Genomic DNA, 19,180 nt, shown 5'->3' on the forward strand with positions numbered 1-19,180 from the left:
CGAAATTGGTCACAGATTGAGCACTTTATCAATTTCAACTGCAACACTCTTCTGCATGTTAGAGGACGCATGACTGTATATGTCCAAAGTCGTTCCGATCTCAGCATGTCCGAGACGTTCGCTAATTAGCTAAACGTTCACATTTTGCTGAATAAGTAATGTAGCATGAGAGTGTCTTGTAGCTGAATGAAATTTTGTTTTAGGTAAACCAACTTTTTCGGTCAAATTATAAAACTATTTTCTAAAATTACGTGGGATAATCGGTTTTCCATTTCGGGTACAAATTACTAAATCATTATCGTGATATTTCTCACCTAGCAATCGAGCCGACGATGGACAATATGCGTTTCAATATGACACAACTGCATCGATGGCAAACCTGTTTAAATTAATTTCTTTTAATAAGGATATTTTCGGAATTAGTAAGGATAGCACGAAAGTTACATTGGAAGGAATGACGGATTTAGGTGTACAACTTAAATCCACAAATGGTTTTGCTTCCCTGTTTAGTGCAAATGGAAATGTGTCAATATTAGCACCAAATGGGAATGCAGATATATCTTCTAAAACTAGATTAACTGTTGATGCACCATACACGGAAATTAAAAATTGTATGAAACTCATTCCTGCACCAGCAGCTAGCGCGGTGAATAATTCTTTATATATTGATAGCACGTCTGGTTTACTGAAGTTCAAGGATATAAATGGAGTTATTAAGACAATTAATTTATCATGAAAGGAGTAAAAGAATGGTTAAAAAGAATAACAAAAATACCAAGGAAGTTGAAAAACTTTTACTTTTAAATGAAAAAATAAACCAAGATAATAAAATAGAGAACCAAAAAATATTTGTTGGAGGAACATTGAATAAAATGAAAAACAAGTGAAATATTTCCTGGGTGGAGTTAAAATATGTTATGAGTAATCACTTTGCCTAGGAGATGAATGAATGGAAAAGAAAGAAGAACTTATATATATTGCTACTAATCCTGATGCCTATCTTAACACAACAGGAAAAACACTGGATTCCAGGTTAGAAAAAATCGAAATGAATGAAAGCCAAGAAAAAGAAATAAAGAAAGAACAAAGTTTAAGAGTAATTAGGGAAAAAGGATTATCTTTATTTGGAGCTGTTGGAGATGTAGTATCTACTGTTCTAAATTGGAATGAAGAGGTCAATAAAAACTTAACTGAAGCAAAGCAAATGATTTTATTAGAGCAATATTTTAATAAAATGGACGAACAAGAAAAAGCCGTAAATATGCTTAAAGATTTTTTGAAAAACTCGCAAGGAAATACACTTTTTAATAAGATTCTGAGAATAATAGATGATTCTCCACCAGATCCAGAATTAACAGAGCATTTCTCAACAGTACTGAAACGAATTGTAGAAGAAGGCAATTTTGAGGAACTATTTGAGAAACATAGATATGCATTAGGACAACTAGAAAGATTAACTCCGCAAGCGATAACTATAATATCTGATTACGAAAATTGGCCACTATTACATTTAAGAACATCTATACAATTTGGTTCTAAAATTACATCAGATTTTTATTCAGAATTTACTCAGGCATATAGTCAATTAAGAGGGATTTCAGATGAAAATAAATTTAGAAGAATTCAACACTCAGTGATTGAAATACAAAGATTAGGTTTAATGGAAGCACATAGTATAGGGAATGAACAACATAAGTGTGAATTGACTATTATAGGAAGAGAATTATTAGTTTATATTACCTAACAGGAACATACCTCGAGGTTAAAGAACTTCCAAATTAGTTTTCTTTAGGTTTAGATAAATTTTAAAAATATATCTTAATAAAAAAACTATCTGGGTTTTTATGGTATGATAATTAAGTCACTCCTCCTTAGTTTTGTATTACCTTATACAATATAAAATATGGAGGTTTTATTATGAGTAATAATCATTTTGATCAAACTGTGGATCGGTTGCTTGTTGATCTTAGTCAAATAATGACGGAATATGACCAAAAAAATTTACGAATATTGATTGGAAGCTACATGAAATATATCAGTAAATTTCATGGTCAATCGTATAATTCTAGGTATTATTTTGACGCAATGAAAGTTGATCATATTAAGCATCGTATTCTAGCTGATTATTATATAATGAAATGAGTGACAAAGCTGACTATCTTTTAGGTAGTCAGCTTTTTTAAAATGTTTTAATTGCTGTCTAGTTGGAACAAAATGTGCGGTAGGAACTTACTTAGAAAATTCTTATAACAGATAAAGGGGTATCCGTTATAATGAAAATAAACTGTCGGAGGTGATAAAAATGATTGAAGTGATAGTTGATCATTCCTATGAAGATGATTACCATAGTATTGCTCAGATAAATGTAAATTTAGCAGATGATAACGAAAACAAAAGGGTTTCTAAAGTTCTGGCTGATAATAATAACTTTGGTAGAGAAATTTTCATCTCAGGTGGAGATGTAATGGGCTTTTTAAGTAATGCCTTAAACATTGACCAAAAATATATTGACATCGCGATCGAAGAAATAGATCTGTATTAAAGCTATTTGGAACGAAATTTGCGGTTAGCACTTCTTAAATGAAGTGCTTTTTTTATGGATAAACAGGGAAAAGGGTTTAAATGTAGAATATTAATTATAGTGAGGTGGAATTGTGGCAGAATTTTTGAGTACATTTGTATTTATTTTACCTGGTATTATGGCTTACTTCTGGTTGCAGGCATTCGGGCTTACCCCTTCTGTAAAACATACTGCACCAGAGCTATCAGGGATAGCAGCTTTATTATGGCTTCCTGTGAGTTTTGGTACACTGTTAGTATTAAATGTCTGGGGAGCGATATTTGAAAATGGTCCTTTATCAGTAAAAAGAGTATGGACAGTTGAAAATTTAAATACTGCAACATCAGATATTCAGTATTTAGTATTATTTTTATTTTTAAGTTTTATAGTAAGCTTTTTAATTTGTTCGTTTTGGAGTTTATGGGGAAACAATATACTCCATTGGGTGATTAATAAAGTTAGAAAGTCCAGAAAGATAGCACCATTATCTTCAAGTACATCAGTTTGGGAAGAATTTTTCATTAAAGTTAATGAGAATGAAAAAGAGAAAGAAGCTGTCTATATTGTTTATAAAATTGATAAACCTGAGGAAAAGATTATAGGTTCTATGGCGAAAGCTTCAAGACCCTTAGAAACCGATAAAGGACTTGTATTGGAGAAAACAAATGAATGGAAAGAATCAATTAACGAACATTATGATTATGAGGTTAAAAGAGTTTTTGTTGACACCAAATCAGGAATGGTTATTGAAGAGATAGATCATAGGAATCTAAAAGATAAAGCCATTCCTGAAGATAGTCAATGAAAGCCTATATCTTCTTAGGCGGTGGGGATACTATTTTGCCGTCTACAGATCCATTAATTCCTCCACCTGGAGCTTTTCCAGTTAGTTTAATTGGGGATGTAGATCCTACTTGTTTTTTACTCATGTGATTCATCCTTCCTGATTTCTTTTAAAAAAGAAAATTGAACAATTAGTGCTCACTGAAAATAATCATTAATTATTTTTTTGTTGTTGGAGGAGAAGGTGGGGATACAATCTTACCCTCTATAGATCTGGTTTCAGTAGATGATTTATTAATACCTATGATAATTTCCTCCTTTGAAAAAATTGATATGTAACCTTTATTTATAATTCGACAAAAGGAATGATTGTCCTTTTTTCTTTTTAGAAGGATACGAACAATGAGATAACTTGTGTGTTACTTAAAGCTAAATAGCAATACAATTCAAGTCGTCCCAAAAGGGCGGCTTTTTACTCTGGATTTAAGATACTAGACATACAGTTAGGTATTAGTGAGAGCACCTGCAGAATAGGAGGACTTGGGAATGGAAAGTTAGCATACTAAATAAAAGGAGGCATTTTTTAGACAAGGTTCTTTAAAAAAATTATATTTTTTGAGATGCCATGTTATAGTAAATTATAACTATATGGTAAAAGAGGTAAAGTATGAAAAATTGTCCATTTTGCGGAGCTGAAAAAATTACCGAAAACGCAGTTTATTGTTCTCAATGTGAAATTAAATTAAGGATGATTTAAATAACGATAGTCATCCTGTAATTAAATTTATAAAAATTAAACCGGAAAAATTAGATGAAATAATTCCTGTTAATTTTAGTGATCCACTTTTTAAAACTATTGATGAGATTAATGATCTTGCACAAACTTTTGAATTATTAAATGAGGATATCAAAGAGATTTTTATCGAATTATTAGAATTAGAAATGAAAAAAACTGATAAAGAATTGGATAGAAAAGTTATTTTCAATATTGATGAATACTTTTTATTATTGGTAAGATACGATAACTTGCAATATATAAAATGGGCCTTGATGAACGTTGACATTGAGTTACAGATTTATAAACATTATCAAGGCAGGCGTAAAGAATTATATCCACAACTTAGAACTACAAAAAATAATAATGAGAAAAAAGATACTTTTTCAAACAATATTTTAGAAATAGCAGATTTAGCTTTAAGTTTAACTTCACCTGTAGGAGCTATGAAATATATTGTGAAAAAAGCAAAAGAACGAAGTTAATAAGTAAGAAATTCCTAAGTCGTCCTATTTAAAGGGCGGCTTTTTATTATGCGATGAAAGGGGTGTATTGGATTGGAAACAGAAATATTTAATTTATTTTTAAAACAGGGTGGATACACAGTCTTATTCGTATGGTTACTATGGACAACGATGAAAACTAACAAAGAACGGGAAGCGAATTATCAATCTGTAATTGAAAAGAATCAGGACGTAATTGAAACACAAGCTCAAGCATTCTCAACATTGGCTCAAGATGTAAATGAAATTAAACAAATTATTGTACAGGATAATAAATAACCAGGGAGGAATACAAAATGAATGAATTCGTTATTTCAAGTGGACAAGCTAAAGTAGTCCGTGGTGCAAGTGGGTATCTAGACGAAGTATATGAAGCTAGGAAGGTAGTACCGAAAGTTGATGAATATCTGAAAGACCTAGAATGTAAAGTACATACATTTAATGATGATACGTCAAAAACTCAACGAGATAATATAAATACAATAGTTAAATATCACAATGGCAAAAGTCGGGATTTAGATGTATCTGTACATTTTAATGCGGGTACAAAGGAAACAGGAGGTACTGAGGTACTTTATTATGGTGACGGAAATAAGGCATTTGCTGCAAAAGTTTCAAAAGCTATTGCAGATGCACTTGGAATTAAAGATCGTGGTGCTAAAAAGAGAACTGATTTAGGATTTTTAAAAGGGACAACTAAACCTGCAATTTTGATTGAAGTGTGCTTTGTTGATACTAAGTCTAATGCAGATGCTTACAAAAAGAATTTCGATAAGGTGTGTAGGGCGATTGCAGAGACGTTATCAGGCAAGAAGTTGAATGAACAAGCTAAACCAGTTGAAAAGAAAAGTGTTTTACATAAGGTTCAAGTAGGTGCTTTTTCTGATGAGAAGAATTCTGCTAAGTTAGCCGCAGAGCTAAAGAAAAAAGGATATTCAGTAAATATCGTAAAAGGATAGAATTATAGCCCTTCTCATAATCGAGAGGGGCTTTTTGTTTCTTTATTAATAGGAAATTTAATACTAAGGTTCTATTAGTCTTCAATTACATTAATACTTAATTTAACTTTCTTTCCTTTAAACTCGTCTAACAATTCACTTAATATGTTTGTTGGAGTAATTCCCTGGATTGCATCTTTTTTATTTTCATACACTCCAAAATCATCCCTTTCTCCTCCCAACCATCCTATTATTTCTAAACGTGGAGCATATCTTCTAACAAGTTCTTGATAAGTTCTATCATAATTCTCTTTAAACTGCTCCATAGTTATTTCTTTCCTATAAGCTTGATCAATGAAAGGCTGCATGTCTTCTCTAAATTCATCCCAACCATTTAAAGGTATTTTCATTTTAATTACCCACTCCTTTTTAAAGCAACCAATTTATTTCTTTCTTTTCTGTTCAACAGCCATCTGACATTCTAATATTCTTTCCGGAGTTAAATCTTCAATAACGTCTACTAGATAATCGAAAAGCAAAATGACTTTCAGCGATATAGGTAAAGTGCCAAAATTTGTGTGACCGCCATGTAATATAGCATGGCGACTAATATCGTTACCTAATTCTTCTCCATGTCGGAAAGATACTAAAATATTTGAGTTATAATAATCAAATATTACCTTGTCAAAACCCAAACTGCTCATACTTTCATGTTTCAATAAATGCTCTAAAAGTATTTGTTGAATGTTTCCATTTACATACCCAGTAATTTTAAAAGCATCTACGATAAGTCCTTCATACTGAGAGATAATTCCCAGAACAGATAAATGATACATTCCTTGATTGTGAGATCTAACTACATTTCTTAAAATTTGAATTCTTTTATCAAGAAATGGTTTACCTTCCCACTTTATCAGCATTTCATAGACAGCAGTAGCATCATAATTCCATGCCATAAATTCATCAATATATTCCACTACTTGTTTCTTATCATCAATGAAATCTCTAATAATAATTCTCATCTGTCTAATATCAACATCATAGTGAGGGGGATATCCTAATTCAACAATTGTAGCCTGAAATATTTCCATATCTTCCTCAGTTTGTTTAATCCCTTTGCGTATCTTTTCAAAAGTATCTTGAATTTTATACTGTGGAATTACAGATTTCATAATTTGGTCAACATTTCCAACGGCTATTGCACTTTCTCGTATTTCTCTAAATACAGGAGGTATTATGTCTTTGGTTGAATACGCAAGATCTATAGAATGTTTAATTAATTTATTTTGTTTTTCAATTGCTGCAATTAGTGGATTTTTATATGGTTTAATTTTCACAATTTATCTCCTATTTTAATTTAGTTGAAATGAATTTAATTCCCTTTCTAGAATTTAAAGGTAAATAAATCTATACTTTTGAAGATTAACAGTTATAGATATGTTTTGTAAATCCATTTTATTTTTTCAGCTTCAACGATCCACCATTCGATTGAATTACATTGTTAATAGGTTTAGGTTTGATTTGTAGTGTCGATTCACCTGACTACTTTCTATGAATTCAGATATGGAAGGGGATTGATAAATTTCAAGCTTAGTACTTTTTACTGCATATCAAGTAGGGGTAATAATTAGGATAGAAGGGAATACCTTTTTATCTGGCTTTTGCCAAGGTTCATCTTTCCAATCGCCCGTATCATAATAATCTTCATAAAGATCAATTTTCTTTTGCATGACTTCTTTTGTATACACATTCCGTTGAACTTCGATAAATATGGGATTAAACCAAATAGAAAAAATGTCGGGTTCAATTGTTCCTTTGTCACCATATTTAGGCTCTATCATGAGGTTTTTGGTTTCCCTATGTGCTTTCATTTCAATAACTGTATCTACAAGTTCAAGGAAGTGGGGGATTTTAGTTGAGTCTGGTTTAATATTGCAGTCGAGTTGAAGTAAACGTATGGAGAGTGAAGAGTGCTGCATTTGATAAAGTTATCCCTTGTTAAACGCTTTAAAACGCTATTACATGAATTTATAGGATTCTTAAGGTGCTTAAAGTGTAATTCAACTATCTGGTTTCTGGACATCATTCTGAATTGTCTCAAGTCATTAATAATAGCTTTATCCCTTTGGTTCACTATCGAACACCTCATCTAATGAAAATTCATTTACCTTTCGATCTGCGACATCTTCAAGAGTGCTTGTACCTACGAGAAAGGGGAAATTTATTTACAATGGTAGAATATGTCGTATTTTTTGGACTTGTCATAACAGGGTTTGTCTTTCTAGGTTTGGACATGCGAAGAAGTAAAGGAGTTAAAGTGGATCATTACATCCCCCCATACTTTGTGGAATTAGATAAATGTCAAAGTCCAATTGAGAAGAGGGTATTAAAAGCTTTATGGATGAGGGATTATAAACCAACTACACAGTATCCAATAAGAAGATATAGAATTGATGTGGCATTTCCAGAATATCGATTAGCCATTGAATGTGATGGTAAAGAATTTCACTCAAGCAAAAAAGCTAAAGCACACGACAGGAAGCGAGATGCATACTTAAGATCAATTGGATGGAAAACGCTGCGATTTAGTGGAAGTGCCATCAATGGTAATATGAGCAAGGTGATAACTCGAATTGAATCTGAAATCCAAAAGAAATGCTCAAGTGGATGCCATTCGGAGGAGTAATATGACAAAAAGTAAAGTAGAAACAATTGAATACGTCAACAAAAACGGTGAGTTAGTTAAAGCAAAGATAAGTGATTATGATGAAATTGCATATTATAAAGACTTTAATGAAAAGGGTAAAATAGTTACTCGAAAGATTATTGATACTGAAGAATTCACATATATAGAAGGAATTGGAATAGCAACGGAAGAAGGTAGCTTGGATATGGAGAAGTTAATTAAAACACTGTTACAGGAAAAATACCTACGTTATCTTTAAAAGGGAAATTTTTCACTTCATTTTTTTGACTAAAGTAAGAACAAATGTTCTGTAATGTATTTATAGAATGAATGGAGATGTTCTTATGTCTATAAAAGATCGTGGAAAGCTTAAATGGCAACCTGCTTTGATGCTGCCTGAATACGTTAAATTATTAATTGACGTAAATAAGGATTATTACCGTCAAGTAAAGCCAATATTAGATGAGTACCAGTTAGAGGAGTTTGAGAACAAGATACATACCGCAATGGAGTTTGCTTCACCTGTAAAGTTTACTGTTTGGGAAGATGGTTTTGATTGGGAGTATGTTGGGATGATACATAGGTTAGATCCATTCACAAAGGCGATATATTTGGAGCTGGAAAATGAGAAGGGACATATTATTAAGGTGAAGTTTGAAGACCTTGTTGCGGTAGAAGTAATGGAGTGAAAAAATGGCTAAAGCAAAACCAAAAAGAAAACTGTGGATTAAGAGTAGAACATTCCTAAATGAATTTACAGTAGATGAATACTTGAAAAAAGAAGTGAAGTTAATCTTAGCTAAATATACAAAATGAATAAAACTCACCAGTCTATAACGATTGGTGAGTTTTTATTTTCTATAATTTTACTCGTTGCTATTTTCATAGAGAATTTAGTGAAATGTGAATAGAAGATGTTTGTTTGGAGATTATTATATAGGACGGGAGAGTGATAATTGGTTGGATAAAAAGTCAAAGAAAATAAATCTTAATGATGTTGATATGACCGATGTAGAAGTTGTCTCAACGGAGAATATCGATATCAATGAATATTTCAGAAAGAAGCTTCTCGAGTGTATAGCCAAAGAAGAAAGTAGGCTGTTTTTGTATAAGGAAAAGAATAAATAAAATAGTTTAATTGAAAGGACTATTCTAATGTGAAAAAGAGTAAACCAAGAAAAGAACTGCGAGGAAATGGCTATTTGTAAATGAACTTAACTACGTATTAATGGCTAAGGCGTATACGGAACTATACTTTAGTTTTACTAAAGGTGGATCTGGAGATGTAGAATTCGACAAATTAGGCACGATAGCTTTATTTTCTGCATTGGCAAATGATGAAGAAGGGAAACAAAAGGAATTAGATAAAATGAGAGCTCACGTTAAAAGACTTAAGAATGAAAAAAGAAATAGATAAAGTCTTGTCGTGGTCATCTAGTTTACCCTCTGCATGCAGAGTACCGATAAAAAGGGAAGCAAACAAAACATAGTCCCGAAATACACCATCCATGTAGTATTTGGGGACTACTTGACGTTTACCTTTATAGCGAATTTACTTAAAATAAGGAACCTTTTTCAAAGCCACACAAACTGGAACGGCAACGATAATTCCTAATATATTTTGAACGAGATCTCCAGGTATCGAAGCTAAAGGTGCAATCCAATTACCGTATAGAATCCCTTCACCAATATAATAAACAGCTATCATAAATGGAATGGAAACGATTGTTGCTATTACATTGAAAGCAATGCTAGTACCGTTGCGACCCTTTGACCAAGCGATTTTACCAACTATATATCCTTGCAAACCACGCGCCACAATGGTGATAGGAGCCCACAATGTCCACCCTCCAACTATATCAAATAACCCCATTCCTATCGCACCAGCAAGAGCTGCTTTTTTAGGACCAAATAAAATAGATGCAATAAAAAGCATAGCTGTTCCTAGATGAACTAACCCTCCATTTGCGGCAATTGGCAGTTTAATATTCAAAAAGAAAGTAGATAGGAACACAAGTGCAATCAACATTGCGGTAATAATTAAATCCATAGTTTTTTGACTTGACCTTGAATAACTTTGTGTATTTTGCATATCTGTAAACCTTCCTAACTAGAATTTTCCTATGATTTTAGCAAAAGACTGGTGTCTATAAAAGTGTCAATTTATTAAAAAACTATGAGGTCAGTTGATAAAAAATACAGATATTATACGTATTGAAAAGAGAGAGGAGATGACTGTTTTTAGCTGATTTATGATAAGATAAATAAAGTTTAAAGTGGATAGGCCATATGGAGGTTATTATGAAAAAAGTTGCTGTACTACAGGATTTATCATCTTTTGGAAAATGTTCATTAACAGCTGCAATTCCGGTTCTTTCGGTCATGGGCGTGCAGGCATGCCCTTTACCAACGGCCATATTGACTGCGCAAACCGGATATCCAAGTTTTTTTTGTGAAGATTTTACATCCAAAATGAAATACTTCATAGAAGAATGGAGCAAGCTTAATGTAACCTTTGATGGAATCTATACCGGCTTCGTTACTGGTGAAGAGCAAATTAATAATATTTTCCATTTTTTAGATAAATTTTATACAAAAGAAACCATTTTACTTGTTGATCCAGTAATGGGGGATATAGGAGAAGTCTATAAACTTTTTACCGATGAATTACTGGTACTTATGAGAGAACTGGTGAAGCGTGCAGATGTCATTACACCAAATGTTACAGAGTGCTGTTTATTAACCGGATTGTCTTATGAAAAGCTGCATAGCTATTCAAACAAAGAGGACTATATTAAAGCGATAGAAGAAGCAGGGAATATGTTGCAGCAAGAAACGGGAGCTCAGGTTATCATCACTGGAATGAATCCACCGTCAGCAGATTCAGAGAAGCAGTTTATCGGAAATATGTATTTGGACGGAAGTAGAACCTTTTATAGTGCGACGCAGTATAACGGTGAAAGCTATTCAGGTACTGGTGATTTATTTGCATCTGTGATTATGGGAAGCATGATGCGTGGAGAGAACCTAGAAAAATCCGTACAGCTCGCAGTGGCATTCCTGACAGAGGCTATCAATGATTCCTCCTTGGAGCAAATTCCTAAAGTAGAAGGAGTTAACTTCGAAAAATATTTACGAATGTTATTATGAATGCTTTAAAAAATGGAAAAAATAGAGTAACAAAAGCTCGGCTTTTTGACTAACCGAGCTTTTTGTATAAATCAAATAGTACTTATATTTTGCCGAGTATTGTAAAAAATCACTTAAATAATAAGGAAACTTTCTATTTACCTAACAACAGCCAGTATTTATGTTCGTTAAAGTTTGAAAATATTTAACTTCCATAGACCTTTACAAAGATGAAGAAAAATTACTTGAAGAAAAAACAATATTATCTACAATCGAGGAATTAGAAGCTCTATTTCCTGATAAGGATAGATCAGAAATAATAAAGAAAATGCGTCAAACAAATGCGAAAATATCTCAGTTTTCGATGAAGCAGATGACTACATGGATTACAGTTCAATGTTTTTATAAAAACATTGCGATCTCGTAACATTTAAAAGTAGGAGAAAAGATGAAAAGTTAGGACTCCATTCTAAACGAGTGGGGTTTTTATAATTTACAGAGAAAAAATAAACGCTTGCTTAAAATGAGAAAAAAATAAAACTACTAACGTAAGTTAGTAGCTAGATATAAGAGTATTAATAGTATTTTAAGGTCGAAAATTGATCACATAACTGCTCACATTTTTGCTCACAAATCATCAACTTTTATTTATGATTTTTTCAATTAGAACTTGCAAATCATCCGGCTTATGAAACTCAATCGGCGAGACACCTTTATCGAACTCTATCGTATCGGATTCTATCATCAATACATACTTCCCATTAATCTTTCCTAAATGGATGCTATCGCCAAAATCGGCTAACAGTCCTTTGACGGATGTACTGCCTAGCTTCATTCGCATTTCGGCTTCAGGTGTATGCTCGACAATCTGGGCTGTGGCTTCGACGACCTGGTGGGTTTCAAGGCGTTCCTGAATTTCCCGTTTATCACTCGTTTCCCAGATTTCCAGGTCCTGTTCGAATTTGTGCAGTTCGTCACTGTTATCTTCGAATTGAGCGGATACATGTTCATGGACCATATGGATGACCTGATTTTTCATGATTTCCGGCATCGATTCGCCATATTCGACGAACTTCAAGAAGTCCTCGAAGTAGCGGGCATGTGAGGCCTGATGGATTTTCAGTTCGCCTTCTTCGACCATTCCTTCTTCGGGCATGTATGGGTATTGAATGGATTTCATATTTTTAGTGGTGATTGCCATTTCAACGTGCCTAATCAAGGTCCGTTCATCCGAAATGGAAGCAACTTTCGGCTCGAAATCACATTTTAATAAGAAAACGAATGGTTCATCAAGATATTTCGTTAATTTTGCCGATGCGATTATGAAGACACCGCCACGGACAGCACTTGTATCAATATAAGAGCGCGTAAATTGTTCATTTTCCTCTTGGAATTCTTGTTTTGTTTTTGCATAACGAACACGGTTAAATACATTGTAATTAGGGTTGGAATCAAGTGCATGTCCTTCTTCGACAATAAAAGAACCGATTTTCGTCGGTATTTGTTCAGTTTTTGGATGACGGTCGACTTTCCGTTTGGAAATCTTCATCAATTCCCCATCCAAAAAATCCTTTAGAGGACTTTCTTCGTATTCTTCAGTATCAAGAGTTTGGAAATGTTTAAAACGCTTATCAGCCTGATCGCCTTTTCCTTCGACTTGGATTAAATAAAAAGACAGATAGGTAATCGCAAAATCCATCAATGTCACCTTCTTCAATTATTAAGCATGATTCCCGTACTTTTTTTAAGACTTAATAAGTATAGTTATGTACTTTGATTCCGTCAAACTATTGGTACATGAATGATTAGCATAATTTTGGTGTATTATTTCATAATAATACATAGAAGAAAATAAATAATGATTCTTTATAGAATTAAAAAATTAGAACGTTTACAAGATAAATTAATGGAATACTTCAGTAGCTCGCTTTATCAATATTAAAATAATGAATTGTTAATTATATATTGTTAATAATGTATAATTCTGTTGGGTAATAGAGATTTAATTCTAAAAAAGATTAAAAAAAACAGAATTTTACAATAATAAATCATTGACGATAAAAAGGTTAATACGTATAATTTAAAAATCAGATAATTCAGGAATTGCAGAAATTTGTCGAAATTTCTTCGATATAAATTGTAAGTGAAATTATTTGTCTATAGTTTTCAGAATAGTTTATGTAATTACGGAGGAGAGAACATGAGTATTTTTAGAAAGAAGTCCATTGAGGACTTGTTGAAAAACGCAGGTTCCGGCGGTAGGGGATTGAAACGGGAACTGGGAGCATGGGATTTAACGATGCTAGGAATTGGAGCGATTATTGGGACAGGCATTTTTGTTCTAACAGGCACTGGTGCAGTGAATGCTGGTCCTGCACTTTCATTATCGTTCGTCATTGCTGGTCTTGCCTGTTTATTCGCTGCACTTTCTTATGCAGAATTTGCAGCTTCCGTGCCGGTATCAGGTTCGACTTATACGTATGCTTATGCAACTTTAGGTGAATTCGCCGCTTGGATAATCGGCTGGGATTTAATCCTTGAATACTTATTGGCTGTCAGTGCCGTATCGGCGGGGTGGTCGGGCTATTTCCAATCATTTTTAAGTGGATTCGGAATTAACTTTCCGAAAGTATTGACGGCAGCACCGGGTTCGGTCGAAGGTATTACGACTTATATGAACTTACCAGCCTTTTTGATAGTCATGGCGATTACCTTTTTGATATCCATAGGTACGAAACAAACGACTAGAATCAATAATATAATGGTCGTTATTAAAGTGTTGGTAGTCTTGTTGTTCATCGTTTCTTCTATATATTATGTGAAACCGGAAAACTGGCAGCCATTCATGCCATTTGGAATCGATGGGGTATTTTCAACTGCCGCATTAATGTTCTTTGCCTTCATCGGCTTTGATGCAGTTGCATCAGCGGCTGAAGAAACAAGAAATCCAGGTAGGAATTTACCACGGGGAATTCTCGGTTCATTATTCATTTGTGTAGTGCTATATATGGCGGTAAGTTTGATCATGACAGGTGTGGTACCGTATGCACAATTCAGTAAGGCTCTTGACCACCCGATTTCTTTGGTCTTGCAAAGCGCAGGACAAAATTGGGTTGCAGGTATCATCGATCTAGGTGCCTTCCTCGGAATGACAACGGTAATCTTGGTTATGTTGTATGGACAAACCCGAATCATGTTTGCGATGTCACGAGATGGGCTGATGCCTAAATCCTTATCAAAACTTCATAAAAAATATAAAACACCATATGCGGCTTCATGGATATTCGGTTTGATAGCGGCCTTATTGGGGGCATTCATACCGCTTGGTGAATTGGCTGAGCTGGTCAACATTGGAACATTGACTGCGTTTACGATGATTTCCATTGCGGTCATCGTGTTACGGAAAACAAGACCTGATATGAAACGTGCTTTTTATTGTCCGGCTGTACCGCTCGTTCCAGGTCTGGCAATCGTTTTTTGCGTATTCTTGATGGTTCAGCTAGGGAGTCATACATGGATAAGGTTTTTGATCTGGATGGCTATCGGAGTAGTCATTTACTTCACTTATTCCCGTAAGCACTCGAATCTTAACCAGCAGGAAAATGAACATTGAAAAAGACACTCTCTGGAGTGTCTTTTTTTATTTGGACATAAATAGTTCATAAGTCTTGTGTTTAAGAAGAAAATTTATCAAAGTGAATTAAGATTAACAGACTTTATGTCGAAATAGTATATATGGGTAGAAAAAATTGGAGGCAATTCAATCATGAAAAGAATATGGAGAAGTAAACAAAAGATAGATTCGATAGACTATATGCAATATAAGGAGCACGTCGGTATCAATATCAGCGAATATCCGAGCGTATTGAATCAAGTGGAAATGATTCATTTGACGATGGGGGATTTGTGCATAATTCGTTCTTTACAGGAAGAAGTGAAGAAACATTTGACCCAAATAGTAGGGAATTTCTATAAAAATCTAGAAAATGAACCCTCATTAATGAAAATCATATCAGACAATAGTTCTGTTGATAGGTTGAAAAAGACACTGCATCGTCATATGTACGAAATGTTTAGCGGGAACATTGATGATACGTATATTAAACAACGTTATATTATCGCACAAGTACATGTGCGAATTGGATTGCAGCCAAAATGGTATATGAGTGCTTTTCAGGATTTATTGCAGTCATTAATCATTCATGTAATTTCGAATATAAAGAATATAGAGCAATATCAAGAAAACATTCTGGCTGTCACTAAAATTTTTAATCTGGAGCAGCAAATAGTTTTAGAGGCATATGAACTTGAAAATGAGAAGATTCGCCAAAAAAACCTAGCAGAAAAAGAAACGATTAAACTGCAGGTCAATCATAATGCAGAGGAATTGGCAGCAATCAGTGAAGAGACTAGTTCAGCAACTCAATTAATGGCAAATAAGGTAGTCGAAATTCACGATTTCACTCAAAAGGGCTCAGAGATTGCGATACATGCAGAGGGAAAATCAAAAGAGGGAGTCGAACTGTTACAGGGATTAGAGAAAAGATTGGTAAAAACGCAGGAGCAAATGACGATCATCTCAAAAGATATGGAACAGCTATCCAATACTTCAAAGGAAATTGAACGAATTGTCACAATCATCACTTCAATTGCAGAGCAAACGAATTTGTTGGCATTGAACGCAGCGATTGAAGCGGCAAGAGCTGGTGAAAATGGTAAAGGATTTGCGGTTGTGGCTGGTGAGGTAAGGAAGCTGTCGGAAAATACCAAGGACTCAGTTTCGGAAGTAGTGAAACTGGTTAATGGAATTGCTCATTTTACCAATGTCATGAACACGTCAATTTCCATGGTTAGCGGGGAAATTACTAAAGGAACGAAACAAGGAAAAGAAACTGGCATATTTTTTACTGATATAGCAAAGGCCATGCTTTCTGTTAAAGAGCAGAATATTAAGATCACCAAGGAAATGACAGAGCTGAATGATATATTCGACGAAATTAATGAAGCATTCAATCAAGTGGCCGTTTCCTCGGATCAATTGACTCAAATGACGATGAACTTGTAATGAAGTTCAACATTTTTGTAAGAACGGCTTTATGGGGCTTATTCGTATTTTAATAAACAACTCGATAGAATATTTCTGAATAAACCCCCAAGCGGTTTATAGAATAAGAACATGCTTTGAAAAGATTAGAATCAATTCCAAGGGATGCGGTTAATAGGCTGCTCAATAATTCACTTGATATAAAATAAGTTTAATGTTATATTAATAAAGCGATGAGCTAATTTGTGTAAGTCGAAGAACATGCTTTTAGCTAAACGTCGGGATGTGGCCTGACGGTTCTGCGCCACAAACGCATCAAAGACGCCTGCTGCGTGCAGGCGTCTTTTTCATTTTATCGATTCTTTTCTTGCAGCTTGTACGTCATCCTTGAATTCCTCTTGTATTTCTTCTGTTATTCCCTTGGTTGCATCCTTAAACTCCCTAAGCGAAGTGCCGACTGCCCGTCCGATTTGAGGTAGCTTGTTCGGTCCAAAAACAATTAAAGCTAAAAGAAGGATTAAAATTAAACCGGGAAAGCCAATGTTTGAAAGCATAACTAGTCACTCCAATCAATTCTATTATTTAATATTATAGACTCCTTCCATGTATTTGCAAATGTTATTTAGGATATATTATAGAGTTCAGCAACCGATGATTCGCACAAGACAACGCTTTCAATCCCGTCCAATTTTATCTTGCACATTCTATCTAAAAATATTACTTACCCGAGTATGCTATTACTTAATAAGATACCAATGAAAGTGGGGGACGGTAACAGAGATCAGAGTGCAGCAGTTAATTTTGACGTTTGGGCATGAATAATTTGGCTTCACCTGCTTAATGTGGAACATGAAATTTTTTTATTGTCCGGAATGATTAAACTTGCATGATTGAAGATATTTCGGTATTATAACTATACAAGCTGCGTTGTTCGTAATGATAATTAAGTTTTAACCTTTAAGCTGTAATAGGGAGTTTTATATCGAAACAGGAATGTTATGCCTCGTCACTGACTTGGACAACAGGATTGCTTCTGCAAACACCCACTTTGAGGAGTGGTGGTTTAAAACTTTCTTACTTGAATACGGCAATGGCGGCTTCCTACTTTACTAATTAGAAACCAGTTCCGATAAGGGACTGGTTTTTTGTTGTTTTTACGCATGTTCAAAACTTGTAATTAACGATAGCATTAGAAAACATATTAAGACTTTATGATAAATATGTGAAAGTTTTTATTGAAATATCAGATAATTAGCATTTATAATAACAATTAGATAACTAAGTTCACTATTTGTATAAAAATATGTGAGTCGAATATTTTTTAAATGATTACGTAAGCGCTATCATTTGGATGGAATTACTGCAGTCACCTAGAGAGGAGAAAATTTTATGGCTAAAATTAATACGACCGAGGTAATTAGCAACAGTAAATTTAACCGCTTTCATTTTGGATTGCTGGCATGGTGTTTTATCATTATCCTTTTTGACGGCTATGACCTTGTCGTTTACGGTACGGTCGTCCCGTTATTGACGGAGGAATGGAACCTTACTTCCGTGGAAGCGGGGGCTATGGGCAGCTACGGTCTATTTGGAATGTTGTTCGGGGCGATCTTCTTTGGTACATTAGCAGATCGGATTGGCAGAAAAAACGTAATCGCGATTACACTCATTTTATTTAGTTTATTTACGCTTTTATGTGGATTTGCGGATACGCCTACGATGTTTTCAACTTTCCGATTTCTAGCGGGATTAGGGCTTGGGGGCATCATGCCGAACGTCATTGCCTTATTGACTGATTATGCACCGAAAACGATGCGGAGCATGGTCGTTTCAATCGTATTATGCGGTTACTCATTCGGAGGGATGCTTGCTCCGATACTGGGTATCCTGGTTATGCCGACACTAGGTTGGGAATCAATATTCTGGTTTGCAGGAATACCATTGTTATTTTTACCCTTCATGATGAAGCGTTTACCAGAGGCTTCGACGCATCTGATCAGAATTAACAAAAAGGAAGAACTGATCAGAATATTATCCAAGGTAAGTCCGGAAAGTAAATTCGACATAAGGGACGAACTTGTGGAAGTGAAAAAAACAGAAGCCAATATGCCGATTATTGGATTGTTTAAGGATTCCCGTGCCCTAAGCACATTGATGTTCTGGATCGCCTTTTTCATGTGCCTATTGATGGTATATGGATTGAATACATGGCTTCCAAAGCTAATGATCGAGGCAGGGTATGCGCTGAATTCAAGCTTAGGTTTCTTGATCGTCCTTCAAGGGGGCGCTATCGTAGGCACGCTTATCATCGCTAAACTTTGTGATCGTTATGGATCCAAGAAAATGCTTGTACCGATGTATGCGCTTGGGGCTGTCAGTCTGACGCTATTGGGAATGGGCGGAAGCTCTTTTGTCATTTACACATTGGTAGCGATTGCAGGAGCCTGTACCATTGGTGCCCAAAACCTTGTACAAGCCTATGTTTCCCAGTACTATCCACCAAATATTAGATCGACTGCACTAGGGGTGGCATCTGGAATCGGAAGGATTGGCGGTATGCTCGGTCCCATACTCGGCGGATTTTTATTATCCATCTCGCTACCCATCCAATTGAATTTCATAGCCTTCGCCATTCCGGGTCTCATTGCTGCGGTTGCCTTATCATTCGTTCCAGTGAAAATGGCTTATTATAAACATGATCATTCCGAACCAACTGAAGAAATGACGGTAGAATCCAATAAAATGAACGTCTTGTGAACTAA

The 19,180-nt window shown here is 34.6% G+C and carries 24 protein-coding genes, 1 other RNA gene and 1 pseudogene; 19 read left to right on the forward strand and 7 right to left on the reverse strand.

Annotated features, from left to right (window positions below; all coding sequences use genetic code 11):
• Nucleotides 1-9: 9 nt before the first annotated feature.
• Nucleotides 10-315, reverse strand: a pseudogene (locus tag ABOA58_RS12760) (tyrosine-type recombinase/integrase); the annotation flags it as partial.
• Between the two features lie 55 nt (nt 316-370).
• Here ABOA58_RS12760 and ABOA58_RS12765 point away from each other — a divergent pair.
• The 9 genes from ABOA58_RS12765 (at nt 371) to ABOA58_RS12805 (ending at nt 5,580) form a co-directional block, all read left to right on the forward strand.
• Nucleotides 371-736, forward strand: a complete 366-nt coding sequence (locus ABOA58_RS12765; protein WP_350302591.1) for a hypothetical protein — start codon at nt 371-373, stop codon at nt 734-736.
• A 13-nt stretch (nt 737-749) separates the two neighbouring features.
• Nucleotides 750-887, forward strand: coding sequence for a hypothetical protein (locus ABOA58_RS12770; protein ID WP_350302592.1), 138 nt, complete (start codon nt 750-752; stop codon nt 885-887).
• A gap of 62 nt (nt 888-949) precedes the next feature.
• Nucleotides 950-1,744: a hypothetical protein gene (locus tag ABOA58_RS12775; protein ID WP_350302593.1), complete on the forward strand. Its 795-nt coding sequence runs from the start codon at nt 950-952 to the stop codon at nt 1,742-1,744.
• Between the two features lie 173 nt (nt 1,745-1,917).
• Nucleotides 1,918-2,142 carry a hypothetical protein gene (locus ABOA58_RS12780; protein ID WP_350302594.1) on the forward strand — a complete coding sequence of 75 codons (225 nt, stop codon included), beginning with the start codon at nt 1,918-1,920 and terminating at the stop codon, nt 2,140-2,142.
• Between the two features lie 160 nt (nt 2,143-2,302).
• The gene (locus ABOA58_RS12785) at nt 2,303-2,542 is read left to right on the forward strand and encodes a hypothetical protein (protein WP_350302595.1); all 240 of its coding nucleotides are present in this window, start codon (nt 2,303-2,305) and stop codon (nt 2,540-2,542) included.
• 112 nt (nt 2,543-2,654) lie between these two features.
• Nucleotides 2,655-3,365, forward strand: coding sequence for a hypothetical protein (locus ABOA58_RS12790; RefSeq protein WP_350302596.1), 711 nt, complete (start codon nt 2,655-2,657; stop codon nt 3,363-3,365).
• Nucleotides 3,366-4,285: 920 nt separating this feature from the next.
• A complete protein-coding gene (locus tag ABOA58_RS12795) occupies nt 4,286-4,603 on the forward strand; it encodes a hypothetical protein (RefSeq protein ID WP_350302597.1) in 318 nt (105 codons plus the stop codon).
• A 72-nt stretch (nt 4,604-4,675) separates the two neighbouring features.
• Complete coding sequence (locus ABOA58_RS12800) at nt 4,676-4,900, forward strand: BhlA/UviB family holin-like peptide (RefSeq protein ID WP_350302598.1); 225 nt, start codon at nt 4,676-4,678, stop codon at nt 4,898-4,900.
• Nucleotides 4,901-4,917: 17 nt separating this feature from the next.
• Nucleotides 4,918-5,580 carry an N-acetylmuramoyl-L-alanine amidase gene (locus ABOA58_RS12805; RefSeq protein WP_350302599.1) on the forward strand — a complete coding sequence of 221 codons (663 nt, stop codon included), beginning with the start codon at nt 4,918-4,920 and terminating at the stop codon, nt 5,578-5,580.
• A 74-nt stretch (nt 5,581-5,654) separates the two neighbouring features.
• Here the strand turns inward: ABOA58_RS12805 and ABOA58_RS12810 are convergent, their stop codons facing one another.
• The 3 genes from ABOA58_RS12810 to ABOA58_RS12820 all read right to left on the reverse strand — a co-directional run bounded on the left by ABOA58_RS12810 (nt 5,655) and on the right by ABOA58_RS12820 (nt 7,400).
• Entirely contained in the window at nt 5,655-5,969 is a 315-nt protein-coding gene (locus ABOA58_RS12810) for a hypothetical protein (RefSeq protein WP_350302600.1), read from the reverse strand.
• Nucleotides 5,970-6,002: 33 nt separating this feature from the next.
• A complete protein-coding gene (locus ABOA58_RS12815; protein WP_350302601.1) occupies nt 6,003-6,896 on the reverse strand; it encodes a hypothetical protein in 894 nt (297 codons plus the stop codon).
• A gap of 273 nt (nt 6,897-7,169) precedes the next feature.
• On the reverse strand, nt 7,170-7,400 hold the full coding sequence (locus ABOA58_RS12820; RefSeq protein ID WP_350302602.1) for a hypothetical protein: 231 nt from the start codon (nt 7,398-7,400) through the stop codon (nt 7,170-7,172).
• Nucleotides 7,401-7,789: 389 nt separating this feature from the next.
• Here ABOA58_RS12820 and ABOA58_RS12825 point away from each other — a divergent pair, with 389 nt between their 5' ends.
• The 5 genes from ABOA58_RS12825 (at nt 7,790) to ABOA58_RS12845 (ending at nt 9,373) form a co-directional block, all read left to right on the forward strand.
• Nucleotides 7,790-8,245 carry an endonuclease domain-containing protein gene (locus ABOA58_RS12825; RefSeq protein ID WP_350302603.1) on the forward strand — a complete coding sequence of 152 codons (456 nt, stop codon included), beginning with the start codon at nt 7,790-7,792 and terminating at the stop codon, nt 8,243-8,245.
• Between the two features lies 1 nt (nt 8,246).
• Entirely contained in the window at nt 8,247-8,504 is a 258-nt protein-coding gene (locus ABOA58_RS12830; protein ID WP_095396085.1) for a hypothetical protein, read from the forward strand.
• 85 nt (nt 8,505-8,589) lie between these two features.
• A complete protein-coding gene (locus ABOA58_RS12835) occupies nt 8,590-8,934 on the forward strand; it encodes a YolD-like family protein (RefSeq protein ID WP_350302604.1) in 345 nt (114 codons plus the stop codon).
• Nucleotides 8,935-8,938: 4 nt separating this feature from the next.
• Entirely contained in the window at nt 8,939-9,061 is a 123-nt protein-coding gene (locus tag ABOA58_RS12840) for a hypothetical protein (protein ID WP_286676225.1), read from the forward strand.
• Nucleotides 9,062-9,205: 144 nt separating this feature from the next.
• Nucleotides 9,206-9,373: a hypothetical protein gene (locus tag ABOA58_RS12845; protein WP_176474949.1), complete on the forward strand. Its 168-nt coding sequence runs from the start codon at nt 9,206-9,208 to the stop codon at nt 9,371-9,373.
• Between the two features lie 424 nt (nt 9,374-9,797).
• On the opposite strand, the gene ABOA58_RS12850 is transcribed toward ABOA58_RS12845, so the two are convergent.
• Complete coding sequence (locus tag ABOA58_RS12850) at nt 9,798-10,337, reverse strand: ECF transporter S component (protein ID WP_096340597.1); 540 nt, start codon at nt 10,335-10,337, stop codon at nt 9,798-9,800.
• A gap of 209 nt (nt 10,338-10,546) precedes the next feature.
• Between ABOA58_RS12850 and ABOA58_RS12855 the strand changes: the two genes are divergently transcribed.
• Entirely contained in the window at nt 10,547-11,395 is an 849-nt protein-coding gene (locus ABOA58_RS12855) for a pyridoxamine kinase (protein ID WP_350302605.1), read from the forward strand.
• Nucleotides 11,396-12,011: 616 nt separating this feature from the next.
• Here ABOA58_RS12855 and ABOA58_RS12860 read toward each other — a convergent pair.
• A complete protein-coding gene (locus ABOA58_RS12860) occupies nt 12,012-13,073 on the reverse strand; it encodes a DUF3900 domain-containing protein (RefSeq protein WP_350302606.1) in 1,062 nt (353 codons plus the stop codon).
• A 501-nt stretch (nt 13,074-13,574) separates the two neighbouring features.
• Between ABOA58_RS12860 and ABOA58_RS12865 the strand changes: the two genes are divergently transcribed.
• Nucleotides 13,575-14,987 carry an amino acid permease gene (locus ABOA58_RS12865; RefSeq protein ID WP_350302607.1) on the forward strand — a complete coding sequence of 471 codons (1,413 nt, stop codon included), beginning with the start codon at nt 13,575-13,577 and terminating at the stop codon, nt 14,985-14,987.
• A 153-nt stretch (nt 14,988-15,140) separates the two neighbouring features.
• Nucleotides 15,141-16,439, forward strand: a complete 1,299-nt coding sequence (locus tag ABOA58_RS12870; protein ID WP_350302608.1) for a globin-coupled sensor protein — start codon at nt 15,141-15,143, stop codon at nt 16,437-16,439.
• Nucleotides 16,440-16,765: 326 nt separating this feature from the next.
• Here the strand turns inward: ABOA58_RS12870 and tatA are convergent, their stop codons facing one another.
• Nucleotides 16,766-16,972 (reverse strand): twin-arginine translocase TatA/TatE family subunit, encoded by a 207-nt coding sequence (tatA, locus tag ABOA58_RS12875; RefSeq protein WP_101222064.1) that lies wholly within the window; start codon nt 16,970-16,972, stop codon nt 16,766-16,768.
• A 362-nt stretch (nt 16,973-17,334) separates the two neighbouring features.
• On the opposite strand from tatA, the gene ssrS reads away from it, so the two are divergent.
• Nucleotides 17,335-17,522: non-coding RNA, 6S RNA (ssrS, locus tag ABOA58_RS12880), on the forward strand.
• Nucleotides 17,523-17,807: 285 nt separating this feature from the next.
• Nucleotides 17,808-19,175: an MFS transporter gene (locus ABOA58_RS12885; RefSeq protein WP_350302609.1), complete on the forward strand. Its 1,368-nt coding sequence runs from the start codon at nt 17,808-17,810 to the stop codon at nt 19,173-19,175.
• Nucleotides 19,176-19,180: the final 5 nt, after the last annotated feature.

It is taken from the genome of Peribacillus frigoritolerans (assembly GCF_040250305.1).
Classification (GTDB): Bacteria; Bacillota; Bacilli; order Bacillales; family DSM-1321; genus Peribacillus.